The 24,929-nt window shown below is 60.4% G+C and carries 22 protein-coding genes and 2 pseudogenes; 5 read left to right on the top strand and 19 right to left on the bottom strand.

Going from position 1 to position 24,929, the window contains the following annotated elements:
- Nucleotides 1–22: 22 nt before the first annotated feature.
- The 8 genes from OZ411_RS30410 to OZ411_RS30445 form a co-directional block, all read right to left on the bottom strand.
- A complete protein-coding gene (locus OZ411_RS30410) occupies nt 23–1,564 on the bottom strand; it encodes an AMP-binding protein (protein WP_282530913.1) in 1,542 nt (513 codons plus the stop codon).
- A complete protein-coding gene (locus OZ411_RS30415; RefSeq protein WP_282530914.1) occupies nt 1,551–2,285 on the bottom strand; it encodes a nitroreductase in 735 nt (244 codons plus the stop codon). Before OZ411_RS30415 ends, OZ411_RS30410 begins: the two co-directional genes overlap by 14 nt.
- 14 nt (nt 2,286–2,299) lie before the next feature.
- Nucleotides 2,300–3,010, bottom strand: coding sequence for an ABC transporter ATP-binding protein (locus tag OZ411_RS30420; RefSeq protein ID WP_282530915.1), 711 nt, complete (start codon nt 3,008–3,010; stop codon nt 2,300–2,302).
- On the bottom strand, nt 3,007–4,809 hold the full coding sequence (locus OZ411_RS30425) for a branched-chain amino acid ABC transporter ATP-binding protein/permease (protein WP_282530916.1): 1,803 nt from the start codon (nt 4,807–4,809) through the stop codon (nt 3,007–3,009). Before OZ411_RS30425 ends, OZ411_RS30420 begins: the two co-directional genes overlap by 4 nt.
- Nucleotides 4,809–5,726 (bottom strand): branched-chain amino acid ABC transporter permease, encoded by a 918-nt coding sequence (locus OZ411_RS30430; RefSeq protein WP_282530917.1) that lies wholly within the window; start codon nt 5,724–5,726, stop codon nt 4,809–4,811. Before OZ411_RS30430 ends, OZ411_RS30425 begins: the two co-directional genes overlap by 1 nt.
- A 42-nt stretch (nt 5,727–5,768) precedes the next feature.
- Nucleotides 5,769–6,893, bottom strand: coding sequence for an ABC transporter substrate-binding protein (locus OZ411_RS30435; RefSeq protein WP_282530918.1), 1,125 nt, complete (start codon nt 6,891–6,893; stop codon nt 5,769–5,771).
- Nucleotides 6,894–7,111: 218 nt separating this feature from the next.
- Nucleotides 7,112–8,041 (bottom strand): LysR family transcriptional regulator, encoded by a 930-nt coding sequence (locus OZ411_RS30440; protein ID WP_282530919.1) that lies wholly within the window; start codon nt 8,039–8,041, stop codon nt 7,112–7,114.
- A gap of 126 nt (nt 8,042–8,167) precedes the next feature.
- The gene (locus OZ411_RS30445) at nt 8,168–9,193 is read right to left on the bottom strand and encodes a carbon-nitrogen hydrolase family protein (RefSeq protein WP_282530920.1); all 1,026 of its coding nucleotides are present in this window, start codon (nt 9,191–9,193) and stop codon (nt 8,168–8,170) included.
- 104 nt (nt 9,194–9,297) lie between these two features.
- Between OZ411_RS30445 and OZ411_RS30450 the strand changes: the two genes are divergently transcribed.
- Nucleotides 9,298–10,215: a LysR family transcriptional regulator gene (locus OZ411_RS30450; RefSeq protein WP_282530921.1), complete on the top strand. Its 918-nt coding sequence runs from the start codon at nt 9,298–9,300 to the stop codon at nt 10,213–10,215.
- Here OZ411_RS30450 and OZ411_RS30455 read toward each other — a convergent pair.
- The 7 genes from OZ411_RS30455 to OZ411_RS30485 form a co-directional block, all read right to left on the bottom strand.
- A complete protein-coding gene (locus OZ411_RS30455) occupies nt 10,209–10,883 on the bottom strand; it encodes an ATP-binding cassette domain-containing protein (protein WP_130578916.1) in 675 nt (224 codons plus the stop codon). The two genes, OZ411_RS30450 and OZ411_RS30455, sit on opposite strands and share 7 nt — an antisense overlap.
- A complete protein-coding gene (locus tag OZ411_RS30460; protein ID WP_282530922.1) occupies nt 10,870–11,655 on the bottom strand; it encodes an ABC transporter ATP-binding protein in 786 nt (261 codons plus the stop codon). The genes OZ411_RS30455 and OZ411_RS30460 overlap by 14 nt, the downstream gene beginning before the upstream one ends.
- On the bottom strand, nt 11,652–12,650 hold the full coding sequence (locus OZ411_RS30465) for a branched-chain amino acid ABC transporter permease (RefSeq protein ID WP_282530923.1): 999 nt from the start codon (nt 12,648–12,650) through the stop codon (nt 11,652–11,654). Before OZ411_RS30465 ends, OZ411_RS30460 begins: the two co-directional genes overlap by 4 nt.
- Entirely contained in the window at nt 12,647–13,582 is a 936-nt protein-coding gene (locus OZ411_RS30470) for a branched-chain amino acid ABC transporter permease (protein ID WP_282530924.1), read from the bottom strand. Before OZ411_RS30470 ends, OZ411_RS30465 begins: the two co-directional genes overlap by 4 nt.
- A 22-nt stretch (nt 13,583–13,604) precedes the next feature.
- Nucleotides 13,605–14,936 carry an ABC transporter substrate-binding protein gene (locus OZ411_RS30475; protein ID WP_282530925.1) on the bottom strand — a complete coding sequence of 444 codons (1,332 nt, stop codon included), beginning with the start codon at nt 14,934–14,936 and terminating at the stop codon, nt 13,605–13,607.
- A gap of 52 nt (nt 14,937–14,988) precedes the next feature.
- Entirely contained in the window at nt 14,989–16,122 is a 1,134-nt protein-coding gene (locus OZ411_RS30480) for a phenylacetaldoxime dehydratase family protein (protein ID WP_282530926.1), read from the bottom strand.
- 497 nt (nt 16,123–16,619) lie between these two features.
- Nucleotides 16,620–17,282 (bottom strand): N-acetyltransferase, encoded by a 663-nt coding sequence (locus tag OZ411_RS30485; protein WP_282530927.1) that lies wholly within the window; start codon nt 17,280–17,282, stop codon nt 16,620–16,622.
- Between the two features lie 709 nt (nt 17,283–17,991).
- Here OZ411_RS30485 and OZ411_RS30490 point away from each other — a divergent pair.
- Together OZ411_RS30490 and OZ411_RS30495 are read left to right on the top strand one after the other, a co-directional pair.
- Entirely contained in the window at nt 17,992–18,342 is a 351-nt protein-coding gene (locus tag OZ411_RS30490) for a helix-turn-helix domain-containing protein (protein WP_282530928.1), read from the top strand.
- A gap of 1,270 nt (nt 18,343–19,612) precedes the next feature.
- On the top strand, nt 19,613–20,509 hold the full coding sequence (locus OZ411_RS30495; RefSeq protein ID WP_282530929.1) for a hypothetical protein: 897 nt from the start codon (nt 19,613–19,615) through the stop codon (nt 20,507–20,509).
- A gap of 600 nt (nt 20,510–21,109) precedes the next feature.
- On the opposite strand, the pseudogene OZ411_RS30505 reads toward OZ411_RS30495, so the two are convergent.
- A pseudogene (locus OZ411_RS30505) lies at nt 21,110–21,283 on the bottom strand (alkanesulfonate monooxygenase); the annotation flags it as partial.
- Between the two features lie 139 nt (nt 21,284–21,422).
- Between OZ411_RS30505 and OZ411_RS30510 the strand changes: the two are divergent.
- Nucleotides 21,423–21,851 carry a hypothetical protein gene (locus OZ411_RS30510; RefSeq protein ID WP_282530930.1) on the top strand — a complete coding sequence of 143 codons (429 nt, stop codon included), beginning with the start codon at nt 21,423–21,425 and terminating at the stop codon, nt 21,849–21,851.
- 32 nt (nt 21,852–21,883) lie between these two features.
- Entirely contained in the window at nt 21,884–23,704 is a 1,821-nt protein-coding gene (locus OZ411_RS30515) for a recombinase family protein (protein ID WP_282530931.1), read from the top strand.
- Nucleotides 23,705–23,862: 158 nt separating this feature from the next.
- Here OZ411_RS30515 and OZ411_RS30520 read toward each other — a convergent pair whose 3' ends face one another.
- From OZ411_RS30520 to OZ411_RS30530, 3 genes and pseudogenes are all read right to left on the bottom strand, one after another.
- Nucleotides 23,863–24,066: a hypothetical protein gene (locus OZ411_RS30520; protein WP_130578855.1), complete on the bottom strand. Its 204-nt coding sequence runs from the start codon at nt 24,064–24,066 to the stop codon at nt 23,863–23,865.
- A 569-nt stretch (nt 24,067–24,635) separates the two neighbouring features.
- On the bottom strand, nt 24,636–24,830 hold the full coding sequence (locus tag OZ411_RS30525; protein ID WP_282530932.1) for a transposase: 195 nt from the start codon (nt 24,828–24,830) through the stop codon (nt 24,636–24,638).
- Between the two features lie 16 nt (nt 24,831–24,846).
- Nucleotides 24,847–24,929 (bottom strand): annotated as a pseudogene (locus tag OZ411_RS30530) (3-hydroxybutyrate dehydrogenase); the annotation flags it as partial.

The following is a 24,929-nucleotide window of genomic DNA, read 5'->3' on the forward strand; positions in this document are numbered from 1 at the left end:
CGACGTTTCGCTCCTGTTGGCGTTAGATGAGTCGACCCGCGGCATTCCAGTAATGCTCGCGGATATCTTTCTTGAGGACCTTTCCGACGTTGCTTCGCGGCAGAGCGTCCCATATCGCGACGCTCTTTGGCGTCCTGATGCTGCCAAGTTGATCTTTGCACAGCGCAATCAGTTCGCTCTCCGCGACACTTGCTCCCGGCTTCAGTTCGACAACGGCGGTGACCGCCTCGCCCCATTTCTCATCCGGAATTCCGATGACCGCGCAGTCCTGGATCGCCGGATGGGTCCACAGGACCTGCTCGACCTCGCCCGGATAGACGTTGAAGCCGCCGCTGATGATGATGTCCTTGCTGCGGTCGACGAGATGAACATAGCCCTGCTCATCCTTGAAGCCGACGTCCCCCGTGCGGAACCAGCCGTTGCGGAACGCTGTCTCTGTTGCTTCGGCGTTTGACTGATATCCCGTGCAGAGATTGAGCCCGCGACACACCACTTCGCCTTTCTCGCCGGGCAGCACGGGCTGTCCGTCGTCGTTCTGCACATCGATCACGACAAGTGGGCTCCCCCGGCCGATGCTGCCAAAGCGACCGGACTGCAGCGCGTCAGCGTGCTCCTCCGGCCCCATGATGGACACCGTGCTGGTGGCTTCCATCAGGCCGTAGAGCTGGGTCATCACGGGACCGAAGACCGACCACGCCTCGCGTAACTTGTCGATGGAGATGGGGGCTGCGCCATACATCAGATGGCGTAATGACCCGAAGTCATGCTTTCCGGGAACGCTCCTCGCCAGCATCATGTAGAGCAGCGTCGGCGGAACGAACAGGCTCGTGATCCTGTAACGTTCGATGGATTCGAGGATCAGGGCGGTATTTGGCTTTGGCAGAATGACGTTTACGCCGCCTTCGGCGAACACCGCGTGGGCGACTTCACCCGCGACATGCGAAAGCGGCGTCGCGACGAGATTGACCGGCCGGGTGCCTGCAAAAAGTTTCAACCGATAGTTCGCAATCAGCGTCATCCAGTTTGCGCTGGCACGCATCACGCCCTTTGGGCGGCCGGTGGATCCGCCGGTGGATATGAGCGTAACCGTATCGAGAGGACCGATATCGGCGTTGCGCGGTGCCGCGGAGAAGGGCTTGCAGAATTTGTCGAGAGATTGGTAGCCGGACATCTCGCCGTTCACAACAACGATGCCTTTGAGACTTGGCACCTGCTGGCGCAGGAATTCGACCTGCTCGCCAAACTGCCCGTCGACGAACAGCCACTCTGCACCAAATGCCTCCATGTTCGCCGCGCATTCAGATGCGATGGCACGGGGATTGAGCGGCATCCACACAAACGGCGTACGGTGAATGCCGAGCTGCACGGAGAAGAACGATGGATGGTTAGGAATCCAGCTGGCGACCTTCGCGCCGGGCGCAAGGCCGATCGCGGTCATCGCCTGGGCGATCCGCCGGCTCTCGTCCTGGATGTCGCGGTAGGTCGTGATCTTGTCTTCGCAGATGACCGCCGTCGCATCCGGCCGGAGGTCGGCTTGCTTGTCAAAGAAATCAAACAGGCGCATGTCTGTTGCTTTCGGTCACGGGCGGTTGGCACTCGGCCACGTCAATGAATGTTGCGAAGTTTTCGACCGGTTCGCGCTCGGTCGCGAGTTTGTTGGCCGGCGCGTCATGGTCGCCGTAGCCGAGCGACATTCCGCAGACGACGATCTCGTTTTCGGGAAGCTTGCAGATCGGGCGAATGACGTCGTGATAGTGGCGCCAAGCAGCCTGGGCGCAGGTATCCAGCCCGACGTCACTCGCCGCGAGCATGAGCGATTGTAGGAAGATGCCGTAGTCCAGCCAGCTGCCCTGCTGCAACGACCTGTCGATCGTGAAGATCAGGCCGACGGGTGCGCCGAAAAACTCGAAATTGCGCCCGGCGACCGTCCAGCTTGCGGCGCGGTCCCCGCGCGCCACGCCCAACAGCTGATAGAGCGCAAATCCAACGGTGCGCCTGCGGCTCAAATAAGGTTCAAACAGCGGCTCAGGATTGTAATCGTACTCGCCAAACGGCTTTGGCGGCTTCTCACGAAAGGGTTCCTGTTCCCGCTTCGCCAGCACTTCCTGAACGAGCCGATCCCTTGCTTGTCCGGTAAAAACATAGACGCGCCAGGGCTGCATGTTGGTGCCGCTTGGCGAGCGGGCGGCGGCACGCAGGAGTTCAAGGACCAGATCCCTCGGCACCGGTCTCGGGAGGAATCCGCGCACGGACCGTCGCTGATGGAGCAATTCGATAACGCCCATTTCAATCAATCTCTCTACAATCCACCAAGGAAGCTGTTGCGCACCGACGGGTTCGACCGCAGCTCCTGCGACGGTCCTTCGAGGACGATCGATCCGACCCGCAGGACATAGGCGCGGCTGGTCACCTCAAGCGCCTCGGTAAGGTTCTGCTCCGCAAGCACGACCGCGGTGCCCGATTTCGCGATCTCCGGAATCCTCCACAGGACTTCGTCAGTCAGCTTGGGCGACAGTCCCAGCGACGGTTCGTCCAACAGCAACAAGCGTGGTTGGCTCATGAGCGCGCGGCAGACAGCCAGCATCTGCTGCTGCCCGCCTGACAGGGTCCAGCCAAGTGCGCGCTCCTTCTGCTTCAGTGCGGGAAAGATGGCATACATTCGATCGATCAACCGGCACGTCTCCTGTCCGGTCGCGAAGGACGCCACCTCCAGATTCTCGCGCACAGAAAGTCCTGGAAACACGCGGCGGCCTTCCGGCGAGTAACCGATGCCGCGACGGGCGCGATGGTACGCCGGTACGGCGCGGACGTCGTGGCCATCAAAGAGAAGCTCGCCACCGCTCAACTTCAGCAGCCCGATAATGCTCTTGATGAGCGTGGTCTTCCCGGCGCCATTGGCACCGACCAGCGCCACGGCCTCCCCAGGACCGACCTGCAGCGACAGGCCCTTCAGGGCGACGATCTCGCCATACTGGACACTCAGATTCCGGGTCTCCAGCAGATACTTCATGCGCTGATTTCCGCGGCCGGCCGGCGGCCCACATAGGCCTCGACGACGCGCTCGTCCTGATAGATCGCGCTTGGCCGGCCCGAAGCAATCAGTTCTCCATAATCAAGGCAGACCATGTGCGTCGCCAGGCTCTTCAGGAACTCCATGTTATGTTCGATGATGAGCAGTGTAAGGCCGCGCGCTGCGAGTGCCTCGAGATGTCCTGCGAGTTCGGCTTGCTCGCTCTCGTTCAATCCCGCAGCCGGCTCGTCAAGCAGCAGGACCATCGGATCAAGGCATATGGCACGCGCAATCTCGACCAGCCGTTTCGTTCCGTGCGCAAGCGACGCGCATTTGGCGGTCGCTATCCCATCCAGGCCCAACTGGCGGAGCACATGCAGCGCATGGGATCGCGCCCGTTCGAGCCGCGCGTCGCGGCGGCCGGTCAGGAACGCCCTCCCAAGCGAGGCTTGTTCGGACCGGAAGCGGGCCACCGCCACATTGTCGAGCACGCTCATATCATCGACCAATCGCAGGCTCTGGAAGGTTCGACCGACGCCGCGCGCCGCGATCTCGTCCGAGCTCATGGCGACGATCTCGTTGCCTGCGAGGACGATCTCCCCGGCGTCTGCGCGGTACAGGCCTGTGATACAGTTGACCAGGGTCGTCTTGCCGCTACCGTTCGGCCCGATCACAGCAGTGATTGATCCACGCATCAGAGAGAAGCTGACGCCGTTCAGCGCGTGAACGCCGCCGAACGTCTTGGTCAAACCGCGAATCGCCAGGATGGGCGTTTCCGAGGGCATCAGCATCCCTTCGGCGGCGCGATCCTTTTGCAGCATGGGTACCGACGGAACGGCTGCCGTGGCCTGGTCGGGCGGCGCAGCCGGCAGAATGCGGTCGACAAAACCTGCGAGCCCTTCCGGCGCAAGGATCAAGATCGCGATCAAGACGCCACTGGTGATGATGACGTAGCCTTGCTCGAAGCCGCGCAGCCACTCCGGCAGATGCACGACCAAAAGGGCTCCCGCCACCGCACCCCACACATGCGTCCTTCCGCCGATCACCGCCATCGTCAGACAAGAAATCATGACTTTGAAGTCAAGCCCCTCCGGCGAGACGATACGGATCGTGTGCGCGTGCAGGGCGCCCGCAACCCCGGCCATCGCGGCGCTCAGCAGAAACATCGCAAAGCGGATCGCGTCTGGATCGATTGCCAGCGACCGCGCGGCAACGGCGTTCTGGCGAACGACGTGACAGGCCAGCCCGTAGAGACCGCGCTTTGTCTGGTAAGCCGCGGCCGCGGCCAATAAAACAAACGACCACACGAAGAGGAGCAGCGGCCAGCCACGGCCGATCTGGAATCCGAACAGGTTCGGGAGCGGAACACCAGAAAGCCCGATCGCGCCTCCTGTCAACGATTGCCAGTCAATCGCCAGCAGCAAGAGAACCTGGCCGACGCCGAGCGTCGCAAGCGCGAAATAGTGCGAGGCCAGCCGCAGCACCGGTATCGAGATCAGCACTGCCAGCAGAACGCAGGCCACAACCGACGCAAGGAAGGTCGCGGCGAAATCAAGGCCGGCCTTGGCGGCCAGAATTCCAGTTACGTAGGCCGAAAATCCGAAGAACGCGCCCTGTGACAGCGAGAGTTCACCGACATAACCGAAGATGAACTGATACCCGATGGCAAGGATCGCAAAGACACCCGCCAGCGTGAAGAGGCGCAGGTCATAGGGCGAAGCCATCACCAACGGCCATGCCGCCAGGACGCCGAGGCCGGCAAGGCCAAGAGCCGGCCTGAGTTTCGCGCAATAAGGCATTAGGCGCGCTGCTGAACGGCTTCGCCGAACAGTCCTTGCGGACGGAAGAAGAGCACAATCAGGAATGCGAGATAGAGCCAGATGGTGGATGCCGTGGGCGAGAACAACGCTCCAGCCGACGGCAGGGCGCCGACCAGTGAAGGCAGAATGATGGGCAGCGATGGGACCAACACCTCGAAGGCGGCGACCAGAAATGCGCCGACGACGGCGCCACGAAGGCTTCCCCAACCTCCCATGGTGGCCGCAACATAGGTCTTTATCATGTAGGCTTCGCCATCACCTGGCGTGATGTAGAACGTGTTCGCGAATATCAGGCCCGCGGCCCCGGCCAGCGCGGCGGCAATTCCGAACGTGATGAGGATCATGAGATTCACATTCATTCCGAGCGCGGTCGCCATCTCTCTGTCCTCGGCGACAGCGCGCAACCGCTTTCCAAGGACGGTTCGGGACAGGATCAGATATTGCGCAAGCACCAGCGTGATCGCGAGCACGATCGTCGACAGCGACTGTACGTTCAGGATCGCACTGCCGAGCTGAATTGAGCCGGCGGACAGGATCGGTGGTCCGACCCGCGGCGACGGACCGAAAACGAGCAACGCAGCCGTCTCCAATATCGCACTCATGGAAATGGTCGAAATGAACACGGAGACGGCCGGCCGATTTCGCAGCGGATAGTAGGCGATGAGCGAGAGGAGGCCCCCGATCAGCATCATGCCGGCCAGCACCGCCGGCAAGACAATCGCGCCGGGAAGCTTGAGCATCGCGCCGCAACTGGCGGCAATGAATCCGCCAACAACGACGAAACTTCCATGCGCCAGGTTGACCGCGCCGGTTGCGTTCAAGACAAGGACGAAGCCGATCGCGAGGAGCGAATAGGCCGCTCCTAGCGAAACCGTGTTGAGCAGCAATTGAGTCATCGAAGATTCTGGCCAGATGCTCGCGAATGGACCGAAGCGCGATCAGAACCCGGCGACATTGTCGTATCGCTTGACGAGCTTCGGCGTCAGCGACGAGCCGTCGTAGCAGACGATGACGGCCGAATGCGCAAGATTGCCCTTGCCATCGGATTTATAGGACATGGCTACGCCCTGATACTCGCTGGTCGCCATATAGTTCCGTACATCTTCGGGAGATTTGGCTCCGCCCTTGACGGCCGTGAACGCCATCATCAAACCGTCGTATTGCTGAATGGCATAGGCATCCGGCATCGCGCCGAACTTCGAAACATAGTCGTTGAGAAAACGATCGGTCGCAGCGCTGCCGCCCTTCTCAAGCCATGACGCGCTTTCGGCGCAGACACCCTTTAGATCCGAGGGTTGCAAGAGCGCCGCTGTTGCCGGCATGGCGATCGTGGTGTTGCCCACCACAGGGATCTGGATGCCTGCCGCTGCCAGCTGCTTAATGACCATCGCGATGGACGCGCTGTGCATCTGGATCAGAACGACATCAGGCTTTGCCGCCTTCAGCTTGGCGAGGGTGGCAGAAATTTCCTTTGCGCTGAGCTCGACGCCCTCCGAAAAGACGACCTCCCCGCCAACCTTTGATAGATATTCCGACATGTACTTGAAGCCGCTCTGGCCGTATCCCGTCGTGTTGTAGAGGATCGCAGCCTTCTTCAGCTTCAATTCCTCGACGACGTAGCGGATGTGGGCCGCCTTTGAGACAGCGTCATGCGGGTACAGACGGAACATATAGGGATTGCCCTGCTCCGTGACCGGGCCGGTGCCCGTCGGAGCGAGAATCGGCATCTTGTTTTCAAGCGCGACGGGAAGCATCGCAAGCACCTGGGTCCCGAACAGGGGCGCAACCGCAAAATCGACATTCTTATCGCCAACGACGCGCTCGAGCGCGTTCGCGCCGCCCTCTGCCGCGGTTCCCGAATCGATGGTTGTCGTCTTGATCTTCAATCCTGGCGGCGCATGCGCAATCGCCAAGTTGGCGCCGTTGAGCTGCGATGTGCCCTCGAGTGCAAGAAGCCCGGTAATCGGCACGATGATCGGCACCGTCAGGCTTGTTTCCTCGGCCGACGCGCTCCAAGACAGGAGCAGAGCAGCTGCAAATGCCGTCTTGCCGACACGTCTCATTCCCGCCTCTCCCAAGTTACCGAAGGCGCACCTTCGGAGATCTTCAGCCTGGGATGCAGCTCACACGATTTCGTTGGCGCGCACCAATATTGATTTCCGAGGGCAGCCTTAAACTTTTCCGAGGTCTCGGGCCGCACTCCTTGACGAGCGATATTCCAGATTGGTCTGAAGCGGTGCCCCTCAGCGCGACAAGCAACGGAGCGGTGCCGCGCACTCTGCTACGCGTCGGCCCGGCACCTCGGCATTTGCGTGGTTTCCGCGGCGAACTCTTCGGCAAGGCCCGAAAGAAGTTCGATCACCGCATTGATGGATTTGCACGTGGGCCTGTTGGCTCCCCTGACGATATAGCTTTGCAAGGCCAGTGATGGATTGATGATGGGTCTATAATCAACCGCCCGCTGAAACAGTGGTGGCTCGCCGATGCATGGAAATATGCTGTAAGCATTTCGGCCCGCCACGAATTCGTAGAGCAGCGTGATCGAATCGATCTCGGCCACAATGTTAAGGTCCACGCGCCTCTCATTGGCGATGCTGTCCAAGAGGAGGCGACAGGCATGTATACGCGACGTATGATGAAGCGGAATGGCACTGAGATCGGCGAAGTCAATCGGCCTGCCGAGCTCGCGCTTCGCGTCCATCGGGCCGAGCAAATAGAGCTGCTCCCGAAGGAACGGGATTGCACCATCCGCGACGTGGTTGTCGGAGAGATACAGGATGGACAGATCGAAACGGCTGCCTGCGTGCCAAGCGGTTACCTCACCGCTTAGCGCCTCAAAAATCTTTACATCGAGCTTGGGATAGAGTCGCTTCGCTCGTTCCAAAAGTAGTGGTGCCACGACATTGGCGATGGTCGTGATCATCGCAACAGTCACGCTGCCGGACACTTCACGATCAAGCTCGGCAACCGCCGCACGCGCCTGTTCGATCCGGGCCAGGATATCCCGACCATGTTCGAGGAGTATGGACCCGGCGGCCGTTAGCCGCACCCCGCGCGCGTGTCGGACCAAGAGCTCTGCATTCAATTCGGCTTCGAGCTGTGCGATTTGCGCGCTGATCGCCGGCTGGGAAATATGAAGCCGATCTGAAGCCTTGGCGAAGCTTCCGCCGTCTGCCACAGCCTTGAAGTACAAGATTTGCTTGATATCCATAACGAAAACCAAGCAAATCACGTGCCGTTTTACGGAAGGAACCATCTTCCGTGATGGCGCACCCAGCCCGTGGCACTTCGGTGCCGAAGGCTGCCCAGCCGAGTAATGCCACCTCGTGGTGGCACCTCAGCCCACCTGGCGGTCGTCCAGACGGCTGGCGATTTCAGCGCCTTCCCCTTCCATGTCAGCAAAATGGGCTGGCCGCAGACGGTGGCGTCGGACATGGAAGCCGAAGAGATCAAACCGGTTATAACCTGCTGCAACATCGTGAAATCGCTTCGGTTCAATGCACCGCCTAAGATCGAGCTCCGCAAAGACGAGGCCCTGCGCCATGGTGGATCCACCGAATACGGCCCCCGTCGGATCCACAAAGAAGCTTTCAGATGTTGGTGTCGCCTCCAACACGCTCAACGCGTCCTTGTCCCCATTCGCTATCGACTCGCAAGCTGCCTCATCCAACAAACTGCCAACGACCATCACAAAACACTTGGCTTCGAAGGCATGAGCGGCGGCCCGGATTCGATTCGCAGATCGATTGTCGTAGTTCCCCGCCTCTTCCGGCGGCCTCGTCGGCCACACTGGAGGATAGGACGCTACGTGAATTTGCTCACCCTGCGCGATCAGGGCAAAACGTGCGAGCGGATTGGTATTCTCGCCGCAAATCAGCGCTCCGATCCGACCAATGCGCGTTTGCGCCACCCGCAGGCCGTGAGCGTCTCCCGGATTCCACGCAAGCTTTTCGTAGAATGTTGGTACCAGCTTGCGATGGTGCACGAGGATACTTCCATCATCGCCGATCAGCAGATTACTGTTCCATAGACCTCCGACACTTGCGGGATCACGCTCACTGAATCCGATCGAGACAAAGATATTGTGCCTTTGCGCCGCGTCCTGAAGTCGTCTGACCTCGGGTCCGTCGGCATAGATGCTCGCAGCTGCGAACGCGGCAAACGCGTCGTGCGTCCGGATCGGCGCGTGCACAGCCGCCCAGATCGGGAATCCCGGAACAAAGCTCTCCGGAAACGCAATGAGGGACGCTCCCTCTTCCGCCGCCTGCGCAATAAATCTGATAGCCTTCTCGATTGTCGCCGTGGGCTCCAGAAAGACGGGAGCCACATGGGCGGCAGCGACTTTAATATGTTCGGTAGTCATCGTATCGCTGCTCCTGCTACTGACGTATGTAGCCAATTGACTCTCGAGAGATTTGTGCGATGAAATTCCGGAGATAGTTTTGGAATGACTGGAGATATTGGCTTGTGACGTCCCCCATCGAACGCCTCGATTGGGATGACCTGCGGATCTTTCTTGACGTGGCGCGTGTTGGCAGCCTGACTCAAGCCGCCCGCGCACTCAAAGTCGACCACTCCACCGTCAGCCGGCGGCTCACCCGGCTCGAATATGCCGTAGGAGCGACGCTGTTCGAACGAGGCCGCGGCGGCGTCACATTGACTGAGATGGGTGTGGCGGTGATGCGGCGCGCCGAAGAGCTTGCCGCGGGGATAGGTCAGCTGCGAGCGGATGTGAGTGGATCCGCAGCGACGGGTCTCGTCAGGCTTGCCACAATGGAAGGTATCGCATCGCTCTGGCTCACACCGAGGTTGCGGGCACTGCAGGAGCGGGCCCCCGACGTAAGGCTCGAACTCGTCACCTCCTCTCAGCAGGTGCGGGTCAATCGCCGCGAAGCAGACCTGTTCCTTTCGTTCTTTCGCCCGACCGGTCGAAACCTGATCAGCTCGCAGCTCGGTGCCTTCACAACGCATCTGTGGGCATCGCCAGGCTATCTCGCAAGGGCCGGCACTCCAGGGACGCTCGACGACCTCGCGCGCCATGACTTCGTCGGCTACATCGAAGAGTTTGTTTTGGTCGATGCCGTCCGTTGGCTCGAGGAGCTGGTGCCGGACCCCCGCCTGGTCTTCACAAGCAACAGCATGATTTCGCAACTTGGCGCGGCCCGTGGCGGCGTCGGCATCGTCTGCTTGCCCTCGTTCAGCGGCGCCGAGCAATTCGGCCTCGTCAAGGTTCTTGCGAACATACTCACAGGACGGCGCGATCTGTGGCTCACGGTGCACACAGATCTCGCGAGCGCACCGCGAATAAGGGCCTTTACCGATACACTGCGGGCCCTGATCGACCGCGATGATGCCTTCTCCAGCTGTGCTGAAGTGCATCAGTGAGCCTCCCCTGCGACGCCCGTTGTCGACTGCCTGATTTTCCCGCGTTCGATGCTGTACGTTAGATCAACGAGGGACCGCGTGTGCACGGCGTCGGACTCACTGATCAACACCGTGAGCGATCCGCTCGTGCGAAGCTCGGAAAGAATCTCGGCAATACGTTGAGCGAGCGCAGGCGCAACGCCCTCGAACGGCTCGTCGAGCAGAAGCAGATTGCGACCGACCATGAGGGCACGCGCAAGCGCCACGAGCTTCTGCTGACCGCCGCTCAGTTCCATCGCACGACGACGGGCAAAGGGAACAAGCTCGGGAATCACCGAATAACATTGTTCGAGTCGCGCTCCTGCATCAGGGATTCGAGTTGCCAAGGTCGGCAGCAGGATGTTCTGCTCCACTGTCCATCCTGCGATCAGTCGCCTGTCTTCGGGCATATAGCCTACGCCGTATCGGGCGTGATCGGATGGGCTGGCTTCCGTTGTTGCCCGATCTCCGATCCGGATCTCTCCGGCCCATCGCGGAATCAGGTTCATCACCGTGCGCATCAGCGTCGTCTTGCCGGCTCCGTTTCGCCCGACCAGGGCGGCAAACGAATTCGGCCGAACGTGGAGCGAAACATTTCGAAGAACTTCCGCCCCGGCGATGCGAACACAAAGGCGATCAAGCTGGAGCATGACAGCCATCCGCGCTCAACGGCGCCACGCCCGCCCCCGTGATATAACGAACAACGTCGCGGTCCGCGAACACCTCCGCCACATCTCCATCGGCAATAATCCGGCCGTCGTAGAGCGCAATCACGCGAGACGCGTATTCACGGACGATCTCCATATCATGCTCAATGAAGATGACGGACGTCGACGTTTTACGAAGTCGTTCGATCAGGCGGCTGATGAGATCGTTCTTCTCATCGACACTGACGCCGCTTGTCGGTTCATCAAGCAAGACGAGAGCGGGGCTCGCGCAAGTCGCCATTGCGATGTCCAGCAGCTTGCGTACTCCTTGGGGAATATGCGCAACGACGGCGTCGGCATGTTCGCCGATCCGATAGTCCTCAAGGAGGCGTTGGGCCTTGTCGAACAGACCTCGATCGGAGAACCGCCGCAGCAGCGCACTTCGCGGATCAACCAACAGAGACAGTGCCACCATCATGTTCTCACGGGCGGTACCGCTGGCGAACAATTGAGGCACCTGGAACGAGCGCGCAATTCCCCGCCGCGCCAACGCGCGCGGGGGCATCCCGGTCACGTCCGTTCCGCGGAACATGACCCGTCCCGCGGTTGGTTTCAGATAGCCGGATATGATGTTGAGAAGGGTGGTCTTGCCGGCACCATTCGCGCCGATGATGCCCACGATTTCTCCGTGCTTCACCGAAAGGTCTATCCCTTTGGTCGCGATAAAGTCGCCGAACCTGCACTGAATGCCGGTACAATGCAGCAAATCGGTCACGATACCGAGCCTCCGGCCAGAGAGCGTGATCGCCGGGAGACCGCTTTCCTGGTCATTGACCACAAGACTGTAACCAGCCGGTCAAGACCGGCGGGCAGAAAGAGAACGATCGCCAGCATCATCGCGCCGAATACCGACTGCCATTGATCAGGAAACAGCGCCGACGCATAGCTTCGCAGCACCTCCAACAGAAAGGCACCGAACGGCGGACTGAGGATGCTCGCCTGCCCGCTCAGGAGGACGACAAAAATGAAGTCGCCTGCCGTCGTCCAGTATGCGAATTGCGGATCGACATGACGCGCCGATAGGCCCGCGAGCGCTCCGCCGGCTCCCGCCAGCATACCGGCAATCGTATAGGCGACCCAAACGATCTGCTTGACCGAGTATCCGAGATATTCCACCCGGACCTCGTTATCGGCGACGGCGCGGATCAGCCATCCGAACCGAGAGCGAAGCAGGATGTGGGTGGCGATGCTGAATGTCGCCCAGACCCAGATGCAGAACACGAATCCGGTCCACTGCGCGTCGGCGCCGCGCGGGCGATAGCCGGCATAGGACATCAATCCGATGTTAAGGCCGTCGCTTCCACCAAACAGGCGCACCTTGGTGGCTATGCCAAACACCACCATGGAAACCGCCAAAGTCAGCATCGAGAAGAAGATGCCGCGGTATCTTGCGAGGAAACTACCGAGGATGGCGGCAACCAGGCCCGCGCTGATCGTGGCAACGAGGAGGACCACGAACGCGTCGGTTATAGCCGCAAGTTTCGTCGTCAAGGCAACCGCATAACCGCCAACAAAGTAGAAGAGGCCCTGCCCGAACGAAAGCAGGCCAGCGCGAAGCAGGATCATCACCCCGGCCGATGCAAGTGCCGTCGCAGTCGAGAGTTGCCCGAGATAGCGAATCCAGCCCGGCACTGCAGATGCGCTGAGGCTCGCAACAATGGACACGCCCAGCAACGCCGCAACGGTCCAGTCGATCTGGCGTCTGGTCATATTCGCCGCACCTGTGCCGGCGACAGCAATCCAAATGGCCTCACCGCGAGCACGCCAGCCATCACCAGATAGACGGCAAAGATCTCGAGCTCCGGAAGCAAATGGGCGGTCAGGGCACGCGCGAGCCCGATGATTGCCGCGCCAAGCAGTGCGCCCGGAATACTGCCAAGGCCTCCGACGACCACGACGGCAAAGGCGATAACGATGACTTCAACCCCCATACCCGGGCTGACGGCAATTTTCGGTGCCGTGAGTGCGCCAGCAAGGCAACCGAGGGCGGCGCCGACCATAAACGTAGCCGTCTTGATGCGGCCGACATGGATGCCCATTGCAGCACTGATCTCGCTGTCGAAGACAACCGCCGTCACACAGCGGCCGACCCGCGTCCTGTTCAGGACGAACCAGACGATAGCAGCCAGCATCATCGAGACCCCAATCAGAGCGACGTCATAAACCGGGTACTGCAGGCCGCCGATGCCGATCTGCCCAAGGCTGTCCCTGGGCTGCGCCGCGTAGAGCGACCCTCCGCCTGACACAAGCTTTGTCGCATCATCGAGAATCAGAAACAGGGCATAGGTTGCGATCAGGACCAGTGGCTCCGGGTAACCGTACAAGCGCCCCAGAATGCAGCGTTCGGTCAATAGACCGATCACAGCTCCAATTGCGACGGCAGCCGCAAGCGCCGCCACGAGTTGAATCCAGGTTGCCCAGCCAAGCGTCACCGACGCGCCGATCGCATAGACAGCTGCGTAGGCTCCCACCGAATAGAATGCTCCATGCGCGATGTTGAGTAGGCGAAGGACGCCAAAGACCAGGGTCAACCCGACCGCCACGAGGAAAAGCCAGGCGGCGAACGATGCAGCATCCACAACAACTGCACTGAGCGTACTCACGGAGTCATTCCGTGGGTAGGAGCGACCAGAGAGCGACAAATACGATCAAACCCGGCGCGCATCAGCACTTGGCTCCCTTGAATCCGGATTTGATCCAGTCAACGGCGCGAACCCCGTTCGGCGGATTCACGCACTCCGCCGGGTAGACCTTGACCTCGGTGATGATGGCCTCGTTCCTGGCCTTGTCCCATCCGGAATAGACGCCATAGGCCGTCGCCTGGATCGCCTGGTGACCATCATTATTCGCCATGGTGGCCGGAAAGCCGCTTGCAGTATCGAAGGTCAGCCCCTTCAAGGCCGCGATCACAGCTTCAGTCTTTTGCTTGCCAGCGGCTCCGGCTGCGGCCTTCTCGTACGCCGCCTTGATACCGAATATTCCTTGCGCCGCAGCGTAGGCCCCGAAAGGCGGCATCCTGTTATACGTCTTGCCGTACTCCGCCTTGAACCAGGCCGACAACGGCGTTTTGCGGGCAAAGTAGCCATGCGGCCCCCGCGCACCGAAGATCGAGCCGACAATTGCTTTCTCGCCAAGATCGTCGATGATGCCAGTACCCATCGTCAGAACGAATTTCGATTTCTGATCGAGACCGCGGGTCGACGCCTGAAGCGCGAAGGCATCGGCGTCACCGCCCCAGAAGCTGGAAAACAAGGCTTCGGAAGGCGTGCCAAGCAGAGTGCTGATCTCGGCGCCATAATCGCTTGTCCCTAGCTTCGTGAACGACGCGGCGGGATATTGAATGTCCGGCTTGAGCGCGGACATCGCTGCCTTGAACTCGGTCCAGCTGTCCTGCCCCCATGAGTAGTCCTGATTGATGCCCGACACCGTCTTGATGCCCGGCATTTTCTCGAGAAGATATTTGGCGGCTGCAACCTGATCCATCGTGCCGGTCGGAGCGGTCCGCACCGAATACAGAGGTTCGGTGACGATGTCTTCGAACAGTTGCGGATTGCCGCAATGGAAGAAGTCCGTCAGAACCCGCAGCTCCTCCGCGACCGGAGCGATCGCGTTGCAATCTCCGCTCGAATTGTAGCCGATCACCATGTCGACCTGTTCGCGTTCGACCAGGCGACGATACTCGGCCAGCTGCTTTTGCGCGCCGCCCGCTTCATCAACGAACACGGCCTGAATCGGAAGACCATTGATACCCGGTTTGTCGTAGGGAGCCGGCACTTTTCCTGCATTAAGGGCTTCGACGATCAGCTTGGTTCCATCCCGGGCATGCGATCCATATGCCGCGCCCGGTCCGGACAGGAAGAAGACGAAACCTATCTTCACTTGCTCCTGTGCCGCCGCGAAGCTCGGTAAAGCGCCGGTCATGCAGGCCAACGCGGCCGCAGACATGATCGATTGTGCGAAAGTCCTTTTCATCACGACCTCTAACTCGATGAGCAACAGGAATTTCCTCGCGGAAGCCGCGAAAGCCACGCCGGAGGATGGGACGATTTCAACGCAGCTTCTTCGCGTCAAACCAGGAGAGAAGACCAGTATCGGGATGGCAGTTCAGATATTCAAAGGTGTGCCCGCCTTCCGGCAGGACGTAAACCTCGTGCCAGGTTCGGAGTTGATTGGCCGCACCGTAGTGGCGATAGCGCCTGATCGCCGCTGAAAAGATCGCTGCGTGGCTGGCGTGGTTCTCGGACCAGTCCTCCAAATGCTGCAACGAAAGAAAGTAGGCATGTGCATATTCGTCAGGGTCGAGATGGCCGCGTATATCGCTACTGCGTTGCCAGCGCATGCAGGCGCAGCCGCTTGGCAGCGCATTCCTCTCCAAATAGTCCATGCCGGCGCTCACCGGGCCCCGCAATTGCTCTTCGTAGTTGGCGTGCTGCTCCTGGTCCATAAAGCCCCAGCTTGATCCACCGCGGATAATGGCAATGTTCTTCGGCGGCTGAACCGCCCAATGCTCGCCAAAGCCAATGCGCCCGGATTGTCGCCGCAGCGCCGTTCCAAACGTAGATTCGAGCTTGTCCTTTGCGGCCGCCAACAGCCGGTCGCGCATGGCACCGTAGTAGCCGCAGTACGGGGTTGGATAGAGCGCGACCTCCGCGCTCGCGGAAACGCCGATCGGGAAGTCCAGCCAGAACAGGCTTTCCTGGCGATCGCGCGGAACACGCAAGATTTCACGCCAGGTGCCAAATGGACCAGTAAGCCGCGCAGGGTCCTGCCACCAGCTTTCTGCCGCTTCATCGCGCATCCATCGTGCGAACCGCTCCTCGTTCACCCAATAAGCAGAGACGAGATGGGTAGCCGTGCCGTAGAGCGTGCGAGAGCGCGCGTGCTGGAGACAATTCGGACCATCCGGATGGCTTGAAAGGAACCGCTCGATCCAGGAAAGCAAGGGATGATCATTCACGGCAGCATCGCTCGGCGCTTCAGCGCCGAATAGTGCCATTCGAAACTGCGATTGCCCCGGAGGCACTTGGAATGACCACCGCTGCACCGCAGGCTTGAAGTTTGGCGGCTTGCGGAGCGGCGTCACGCGCTCTGCAGGACTGAAGACCTCGGTCGGAGCCTCGGCAAGCACCCGCGCAACGGGGGTACGTGGTCGCCAATGATCGACAATGTCGGAAGCCACCATTCCTGGGCTCTCCTTCTGATTTGGTCACCGGCGAGAAAAGTCTCGCATAGCGATACGTGCATGTCTGCACCAAATACCGCACAGTCTTGTGCAGATTTTCGGCAACAGCAGGAGCCGGAGCATCTCGTGCGACTTAGCCACAACCGCCACGTTCATACCGGGCACCACGATTTGGGCAAAAGCGAAGGAAGGGCAAAAACGAGGTTGCCTCAAACACTTGTCATGGTCGCGCGACTTCGAACGGTCACAGAGTTACGATGCCCGAGGATCGATGGTCTATTGCAGGTTATCCGAGTTCGGAAATTGTCGCCGATCGCGACCACTGCCCGACTTTCGCATCAGGACAACGGTCATCGGTACCGCCAACAGGAGGAGACGGCGCATTAGCTGCTAAACTACGTTATCAAGGACAGCAGAGCCCACACGATTGCAGCAGAAACCGCGTCGGTACGAGCTAAGGCCATCTATCGATCGGCCGCCTACCAACGACGAACGGCTCAGCGCAGGGCCATTCGCACCAGGCGCTGACCGGGAACATATTTGAGAATGTCTGAGGGCCCGGGAGAGCGAACCAGGTCGGAGCCGTTGAGCACATAAAGATCGTCGGTATGCTTGCATCGCCATTCGCCATGGCCCGTCAGAGGGAGGTCGATGTTTTCACCGAATGCGCTCACCCAGCCGACTTGGCGCGCCGGCGTTCCCACCATTTTTGACCAATCCTTGGTGCTCTTGGTCAGAGTCGCACCTGCGGCAAGAAAAGTGCCGGCACCGCAGGTGATGTCAGGAACCACAGTCGAATTGGCGCCGAGGGTCGTTCCAGTCCTTACCAGCGTCTTCCTGAATACCGCGTGGCGATTGACGGCGGCTCGAGGGAAGGCGATGTGAGTAAACACCATGTAGGGAGCACAGAAAACGAAGTCCTCAAGCTCCACATGCGAGTAGATTGAAACCGAATTTCCCAGACGGCAGGCATTGCCCACAATGGCATTTCGTTCGACATAGGTGTTTTGACCGAGGCTACAGTTCTCGCCGATCACCGCACCCGGCGCGACATGCGAGAAATACCATACGTTGGAGAAGTCTCCGACCTTAGCACCATCCTCAACGACCGCGGTCTGATGGACGAATGGCGCAGAACCATCTTTGGATGATGTCGTCATGAAGATCCCTACCCCTTTTCGGCCTTTGCCTACCCAGCCGTACGATTACAGTGCCGGCAACGTGTCCGCCTGGTGAAGCCCTATATTAATAAATGCTCCCCAGAATCAAGGCGGAACAAAACCAATAGACTCTGCGGCCTCGCGCGTGGGCTGCGATCCAGTCTCTGGTTTTCATCTCCGCTCGCGACTGCGCGAACTTCGGTCCTGACCAAGAAGCTTTGTCCTTCAGCCGTGATCGGGCGATTGCTACGTCGATCGCCAGTGGACTGACAGCCTGTACCTGAGGAAACGAGACACCTTAGCCCTGGCCGCTCTTTTGAAACAGACGGCTGAGGGGCTGCTCTTAGTGTTCTGAATTCGTGAGACCTCCTCCGGATTGGATCACCCCGAGTTAGCCTCCGACCTCTAACGAGAAAACGTTCGCTTCCCGGAAGTTCGATAAGAAACATAGAACGGTTTTCGTACACTTTTGGACGCGTCACGGAGAAACAAGCGAACAGCGATCATCCCGTTCGATGATGTGAATGAAGTTGCCCGACGCTCTGACTTACTTGTCCGATTTCTACTCCAGTCTAACCGAATACCCCAGGGACACCTCGTTACTCTTTTATGCGCGGCTTTCTTTGGTTATCCATAACGACGTTTCAGCTCGAGCAGAGCGCGGCCTAAAGTGACAATCAGGCCTGCGAACTTTGCTAGAGGGGTCGCCATGAACGAAAGCTATAGTTCGTCACAAGTCGCAAGCATGCTGGGTATCTCGCTCGACACATTTTATCGCACTCGGGAGTGGCGGCATGAGCACGAACGCTTGCCAAGACCGATCAGCGAGCGCCGCAAGCTTCGCTTCGAAAGGACTGGCATCGACGCATGGTTCAAACGTCATCATCCCCTCCATCCCGGCGCTCTGGCTGATGACCTCATTGCACCGCCGGATCCTGTGACCGACGATGAGCATCGCGCGCGCCTTGCCTCCGCATACGGTAACCCCGCGAGGCCGGCACTCGTGAGCGAAGAGAGACCCGACATGAGCGCGGAGGCATTTCCGCTGCCCAGGCCCTGAGGACGGGCCGCGAACGCTCGAATGGGAGCAACGTTCGGATCGTCGCTTCGGCGGCAAAGCACATCGCCTGACGAAAGGCTGCACGCGCGATCAGCTGGTTGACGACTTATCGCGCCGAGGCGCCAAGAGCGTGGTCATCTCAACGAATCTCTTTTCGGCAGGATGGTCTGCCACGCCGACCAGAAGGCGATCGCCGAGCTTGGCGCGGCCGTTTATTCCGCACTGAAGGACAGGCTACCGGTGATGGCTCGCGATCGCGTCAGAACTGTTGCCGGCAACCCCCGGTCCCTAACCCTGGCCCTTGAGGCCATGCGACATCTCGAGCGACGTGGCGGCAGCAAAATGATGGAGCGCGCTCTTCAAGGCTTTGCGCCTTCGCCGCACTGGGCTGAAGGAGGCCATGGCGCGCGAGGTGTTCGGCACCAGCCCGATTGGAGCGGTGACATCACGGCACTGTACCGAGAGAGAGCTCGCGATCGCCACCCCGACGCCGGCGCAAGCGACACGGTAGTAGCCGGGCTCAACGTCGCCTATGCCGAGGCTCGGCGAGAGCTTGGCTCTGGCTCTAGGCGGTGCTCGGTACGGGTTGACATCGGCGGCCGGGCGGATTCCAATAAATCAGCAACTTCCGGGGATCCCATGGCCGACCCTCGATTTCCGTACGTCGACTGGCGCAGCGGTCGACCGCGCGCAAAGCATGGACCGCGTCAGCGCGCCCTTGGTTTTGTCGACGCGGACCTCCGCCATCCGCCTCTCGATGAGAAAGGCCGCCCTATTGGCCCATGGTTCACGCTCGAGGAAGCAAGGACCTTCTCGGACAAAAGAGTGGCTGAGATCGCCGCCGCGCGGATCTCGGGCCGGATCAAGCCGCAGCCGCAGCGCAAGCGCGCCACCGTCGATCACCTGCTTGAGGACTGGATGCAGTCCGACGAGTTCAAGGCGAACGCCAAGAAGACGCGAGACTCCTATCGCAAGGCGGTGCAGGCGATCCTCTACAGGCCGATGACGCCGGCGGCAGCGGCGGAATTCCGCAAGAGGGAGCGCGCCGCGCAACTGCTCGGCATGACGCCGCCGGCGCGCGAGCGGGAGATCATCGCCGACGTCACGCCATCGTCGCTCGGCCGGCCGGAGCTGCGCGCCTTCTACAACTACATCAAGACCGAGCGCGGCCATCACACGGCAATCGGCGTGATCGCCGCGCTGTCGGCGGCGCTGACGTGGGGACAGGAGAGCGTGCATTGGCCGCCTCGGCCCCAACCCGCGGATCGGCATGGAGTTCGAGCGGCCGGACGGCCGCGTGGTGCTGGTGGCGATGCCGGAGTTTTCGGCGTGGGTCGCGGCGTCGGATGCGATCGAGCGCTGCTCGATCGGCGACAGTTTTTATCTGGCGCTGTTCACCGGCCAGCGGCAGACCGACCGGCTGGCGATGCGCGACGAGAGCGAGGTCGAGGGACGCCACGCCTTCCGCCAGAGCAAGACCGGCGAGCTCGTCGACATCAAGGAGGCGCCGCAGCTCACGGCCAGGCTCAACGCCGCGCGCTCCCGCGCCAAGTCGATCAAGCTGCGCCTGCAGCTCGAGGCCGTGCCGCGGGAGTTCGTCATTGATGAGGACGCCGGCCAAGCCTATGACGAGAACGCCTATCGCCACTGGGTGACGACGACGCGAACGCTGGCCGCGTTCGGCTTCGTTGAGCGCGACACGCCGACGGCCGCGATCAATCGCGCCTTGCGGCTCGCCGAGCAGCTCGCGGCCGCACTGCCGACTCTGTTCAAGCCGTTCCCGGTCGACGATGACGAGGACAAGGCGCTGCGCGTCCGCATGATCGACAGCCGCAGCCGCGCACTCGCCGACTGGATGAACGCCCAGGCTGTGCGCGACGGCAACGGCGATGCCCGCGCCTGGCGGCTGCAACCCTGCCCGTCGCTCTACTTCATCAACGGCGCCGGCGAGCTCGACCGCAAGCACGACCAAGATCTCCGCGACACCTGCGTCATGCTGCTCGACCGCGGTGGCTGCGACCTGCTCACGATCTGCGACATCACCGGCCACAGCTACAAGAGCGCGCAGACAATCGTGAAGCACTACCGCGCCCGCAACCCCGGCCGCGCCGACGCCGGCATCGACCGCCTAGTGCTGCAGGTGAGGAAAGAAGGCATGGCGGGCTGATCGTGCGACCGGTCGCACGCCGTGCGGTCAAAATCGGTCGCACAGACGTGTTTTGTTCTCGGGGATCCGCCCGAGAAATCAGCAGTAAATCAATGAGTTGAGGGTGGTGGGCGCACCAGGGCTCGAACCTGGGACCCGCTGATTAAGAGACATCCGATTCGCATTGATATTTTAAGAGAATTTCTCCAACTGAGCCAATATCCGATCGTTACAGATCAATGGCTTACAGCGAAAAATCCAACCGCGAGAGCGCGTCATGGTTGGCGGATGGGCGCATCCGACGCGCAGGGCGTTCGAGTCGCTGGAGCGACTCGAACCTCAGACATCATTTTTTGCCTGCGCATTTTCACCGCCTGAGGCACGAAGGAAACACCCGCCTTTTTGAGGCTGGGCTTACCATCGAAAGAGCCGCCTTGGTTACTGGCCCCAACGATTGGCGGAGGCTGCGGCGGTACACTAAGCTATAGCCTGAAACAGAGATAACGCTGAAGGCACCCTTAACCAAGGGATCGCCGAGTCCGCCTCCTGTCATCACGCGACGCTTTTCCAAGCGTCGTCGCGCGCCTTCGTCCACGCCGACGTGATACCCCCCTCAGCTGAGCGGTTGACGGGCAGGTGCGGCAGAACGAGTTCGCCGAAGCGATAGGCTTCCTCAAGCAAGGGCATGCCGGAGACGATGAACACATCGACACCCGCACTGCGATAGTCGTCGATACGGGCAAGAACCTGCTTTGGACTTCCGACGAGCGCAGTCCCCGGACCGTGGTCAACGAGCTCCCGGACCCGCTGCCGGTGACGACGGCCGAGATCGAGGCGCTCGAAAGATACTTTGGCGAGGTTCTGGATGAAGTCTTCGACCCGAACGACGCAAAGTCGGCTGAAATCAAATCAAAACCGTGAAAGGAGACCAAGAATGACCATTCCCCCCTTCTACAAGCCCGTCGTGCTCGAGATGCCGATTGAGGCCTACGCTAAAATCGCCGTCGATGGCGGCATCTGGCTTGCGGGCGAGATCGTTGCGCACGAGCCCGGCGCCTCGTTCGTGCCCGACCCGGCCTACGTGTACAAGACGCGGCATCGGACAGGTGTTATCGGCGGCTTGGGTGAGCTCGATGAGGCGCGGCGTCACCATGTGTTCATCGAAGGCTTTCTTGCGCTACCCGAGAATGGCGCGAAGGCGACGTTCCGGCGGCTGCTCGTGACGCACACCGAAATGCTCCACGCAGCGTTGCGGGCCGAGTGGTCGCGCCGCTGGCACAAGATCCAGATTGGCGAAGATGCGCGTCCTCGCGCGCTTGCTGTCGCAAGGCAGCTGCTTCCCAAGCCGCGCAATGTTCATTAGACTCGAACTCGTTCTACAAGAGAGCAACAGGCATGGCCCGCAAGAACCTTCAAACCGAACAGCCGAAGAGAACGTCGCGCAACGTTCTCGTCTACGTCCGGACGTCAACTGAAAAACAAGCAGCGAATTTTCTGAGCTTGTATGACCAGGAGAAGCAAATTCTGGCCAAATGCGAGCGCGAAGGAGAAAATGTTCTTGCGGTTTATCGCGAAGAGGGCGAGAGCGCCACTAATATGAAGCGGCCAGCTTTCGAGCAGATGATTGCGCGCGCGACGGACGGCACGCGCTCTGTCGATGCCATCATGGTCTATTCGTTCTCGCGTGCGTTCCGCAACCAATTCGAGCAGGAGCTGACGGTCCGGGCCTTGCGCAAGCACAAGGTCGAGTTGATCTCCTTTGCTGAACCTCTGACGAATGATGCCAGTGGTGACCTGTTCAGAAAGTTCATCGGTATCGTCAACGAATTTCAGTCCGCTGAAACGGCCCGCGCGACCACCAGAACCATGAAGGAAAATGCGCGTCGCGGCTACTCCAATGGTGGCGTGATCCCGTTCGGCTATAAAACGGTCGATGCTGAGCTCATTGGACACAAACAAAAGAAAAAGCTCGCAGTTGAGCCGGTCGAAGCGGAGATCGTGATTCGTGCCTTCGACCTGGCGAGAAATGGTGACGGCGAATCCGGCCCGCTGCGAACGAAGAAGATCGCGATCTGGTTGAACGAAAGAGGTTTCCGCTCGAGAAATGGCAAGCTGTTCGGCACAGGCACGGTCCACGAGATCCCGACCCGGGACGCTTATTGTGGCCTAAGGCGCTTCAACGAATACAACCGGAAGGGCGACGGCGAGCGGAAGGATGCCTCCGAGATCGTCGAATACGAGATTCCCGCAATCATCGATCGCGCGACCTTCGATCAGGTCCAGGCTTTGCTCGCCTCGCGTCAGCCGAGAGCCAAGGGGCCGCGGCTGACTGCGGCGCCGTCATTGCTCGGAGGCCTGGTGCGTTGTGACTGCGCAGAGTCCTGTGCCTTGACGACGGCGACCGGCACGTCTCGTACGGGCAAGGTGTACGCTTATTACAAATGTATCCAGGCGACCAAGCAGGCGCGTCACAAGGAAGGCGGAACAGAGTGCGTCAATCGAAAGATTCCGCGCCCGGTGATCGAAAAGCTGGTCGTGGAAGCCATTGTTGATCAATTGCTCCAGCCGGAGCGCGTGACATCCATTCTGCTCGCCCTCAAGGCCCGCCGCGACGATCGGCAGGCGTCGGCCGACCGCCGCATAGTCGACCTTGCCAGGCAGGCCGCTGAGGCTGAGGAACGGCTCAGCCGGCTCTACGCCGCCATTGAAGCCGGGACGATCGATGGCACCGACCCCACCCTCAAAGAGCGGGTGGCTGCCCTCAAAGACGGCCGTGATCGGGCAGCCGAAGCCCTGGACTATGCAAAGAAGACAAGCGCAAGCCCCATCGAGATCGATCCGCTGGCGATCGACCGGTTCAGCCGTCTTATGCGAGAGCAGCTCACGTCCGGTGATGCGGCTGCCCGCAAAGCTTATTTGTCCAGCGTCGTCGACGCCGTAATCGTTTCGGAAGATAAGATCCGGATTATCGGCTCAAACGATAACATCCGGTCCACATTCGGCCCGAACGGGCAACCCGCCCCGCGGGTTCGCAAATCTGTTCAGGAATGGTGCCCAGGGAGGGAATCATACGCAATCACCGACGCGGCGAACCGCTGTTTGTCCTTAGCATGGTGGCCTGAGCGCTTGGCATGGTGGCGGAGGTCCGCCATATCGCTATCGCAGGAGCCCTGTTTCCTATCGGAAGGCAGCCTGACTCGCGAGGCCGAGTCGTGAAAGTCCGCCAAGAGCCGCCGTTTGTGAGCGATCCATCCCCGCGTAAGAGGGGTAGGCTCAAATCCCGGGGGCGCAATCACCGATATCTATATTCGGTTCAAGTTGCGATCTGACCTGACCGAGAGCGACCATTGCGTTCCGAACGCAGTGAATATCTTTTAAGCTGTTGATTTTTCTTGCTGCGTCGAGCGTTTCCGTCCCGTTTTGTTCATGGTCGTTTCACAAAATTCGTTGCGGCGTTCTTGACCAAGACAGTGCTCGCTGAAAGCTTGGCCGGTCGGCGGGCGTGCCATCTCTCTGCCGAAACCGAGGAACTTCGGGATGATGATGGGACGCTGCTCGGCGGCACGCAGCTGCCGCACGGTGGACCGCTGGCCAGACTCAGCTGCTGTGTCGCGGCTTGGGTCAGACCGCCAAGACTGGCCCTTGGACCCACTCTCGGACATCGTCGGAGTGTCTCGATCGGTCACGAATTGATAGCCGAGGATACTGCTCGCATGCCCGTCTAAACGTGTGGCAGCGATCTGGATATGGTGTCGAACATCACTTCAACTTGGCCCGGCGATGACATCACCGAGAGCGAGTCCTGCACAAGATTGGACGCCGGATCGTAGCAAATGCATCGCATCCTCTCACGATGGGCAGCCGACGACGGCGGAAAGTTCGATGCTTCCGCCATCGCCTAGCAGTGAAGCCGACTACAGCGCCGGGGTGATGACACACTGACGCAGCGCAACCGATCATTTTAGGCGAGTTGGGGAATAGCTGTGCGTTCATCCCGATCATCATACCAACACCTGACGAACGTTTTGCTCGAATGTTGCGTGGTCCAGTATCCGCCATCGCCGTCAACGAACTCGCGATAGCTGGCAAGCTCCATCCACCACCGCGGCGCCGGCCTGCCATGAATGACGTCGTTGTCGGCGCTGATCTAAATATGATCGTCCACTGCCCCTCTCAACTGACGTTGCCAGCCAAACAACTGCTGCGGCGACAATCCGTGCCGTTGTGCTGCCGAACAGACCGGGTCGCCACTCACCATGATCTCCGCAACAACCCGCGCCTTGTCCTCGTCGCTCCACTTCCGCCGACGGCCGGCTCCAGTGAAGGCCTCAAGCCGCTGCACCGGCTCCGTGATAGCACGGAGACGCGATCAGCGAATGCGCCGAGGCCGTGGTGATGATTCGGCCCCAGCCTCGTTGCTTCATGCCGGGAGTAACGGCAC

The sequence above is a fragment of the Bradyrhizobium sp. Arg237L genome, assembly GCF_029990105.1.
Taxonomy (GTDB): domain Bacteria; phylum Pseudomonadota; class Alphaproteobacteria; order Rhizobiales; family Xanthobacteraceae; genus Bradyrhizobium.

What these genes read in the sequence shown, in the direction of transcription:
- OZ411_RS30410 (WP_282530913.1), bottom strand. Translation starts at nt 1,564, where the DNA reads ATGCGCCTGTTTGATTTCTTTGACAAGCAAGCCGACCTCCGGCCGGAT.
- OZ411_RS30415 (WP_282530914.1), bottom strand. Translation starts at nt 2,285, where the DNA reads ATGGGCGTTATCGAATTGCTCCATCAGCGACGGTCCGTGCGCGGATTC.
- OZ411_RS30420 (WP_282530915.1), bottom strand. Translation starts at nt 3,010, where the DNA reads ATGAAGTATCTGCTGGAGACCCGGAATCTGAGTGTCCAGTATGGCGAG.
- OZ411_RS30425 (WP_282530916.1), bottom strand. Translation starts at nt 4,809, where the DNA reads ATGCCTTATTGCGCGAAACTCAGGCCGGCTCTTGGCCTTGCCGGCCTC.
- OZ411_RS30430 (WP_282530917.1), bottom strand. Translation starts at nt 5,726, where the DNA reads ATGACTCAATTGCTGCTCAACACGGTTTCGCTAGGAGCGGCCTATTCG.
- OZ411_RS30435 (WP_282530918.1), bottom strand. Translation starts at nt 6,893, where the DNA reads ATGAGACGTGTCGGCAAGACGGCATTTGCAGCTGCTCTGCTCCTGTCT.
- OZ411_RS30440 (WP_282530919.1), bottom strand. Translation starts at nt 8,041, where the DNA reads ATGGATATCAAGCAAATCTTGTACTTCAAGGCTGTGGCAGACGGCGGA.
- OZ411_RS30445 (WP_282530920.1), bottom strand. Translation starts at nt 9,193, where the DNA reads ATGACTACCGAACATATTAAAGTCGCTGCCGCCCATGTGGCTCCCGTC.
- OZ411_RS30455 (WP_130578916.1), bottom strand. Translation starts at nt 10,883, where the DNA reads ATGCTCCAGCTTGATCGCCTTTGTGTTCGCATCGCCGGGGCGGAAGTT.
- OZ411_RS30465 (WP_282530923.1), bottom strand. Translation starts at nt 12,650, where the DNA reads ATGACCAGACGCCAGATCGACTGGACCGTTGCGGCGTTGCTGGGCGTG.
- OZ411_RS30480 (WP_282530926.1), bottom strand. Translation starts at nt 16,122, where the DNA reads ATGGTGGCTTCCGACATTGTCGATCATTGGCGACCACGTACCCCCGTT.
- OZ411_RS30485 (WP_282530927.1), bottom strand. Translation starts at nt 17,282, where the DNA reads ATGACGACATCATCCAAAGATGGTTCTGCGCCATTCGTCCATCAGACC.
- OZ411_RS30490 (WP_282530928.1), top strand. Translation starts at nt 17,992, where the DNA reads ATGAACGAAAGCTATAGTTCGTCACAAGTCGCAAGCATGCTGGGTATC.
- OZ411_RS30495 (WP_282530929.1), top strand. Translation starts at nt 19,613, where the DNA reads ATGGAGTTCGAGCGGCCGGACGGCCGCGTGGTGCTGGTGGCGATGCCG.
- OZ411_RS30510 (WP_282530930.1), top strand. Translation starts at nt 21,423, where the DNA reads ATGACCATTCCCCCCTTCTACAAGCCCGTCGTGCTCGAGATGCCGATT.
- OZ411_RS30515 (WP_282530931.1), top strand. Translation starts at nt 21,884, where the DNA reads ATGGCCCGCAAGAACCTTCAAACCGAACAGCCGAAGAGAACGTCGCGC.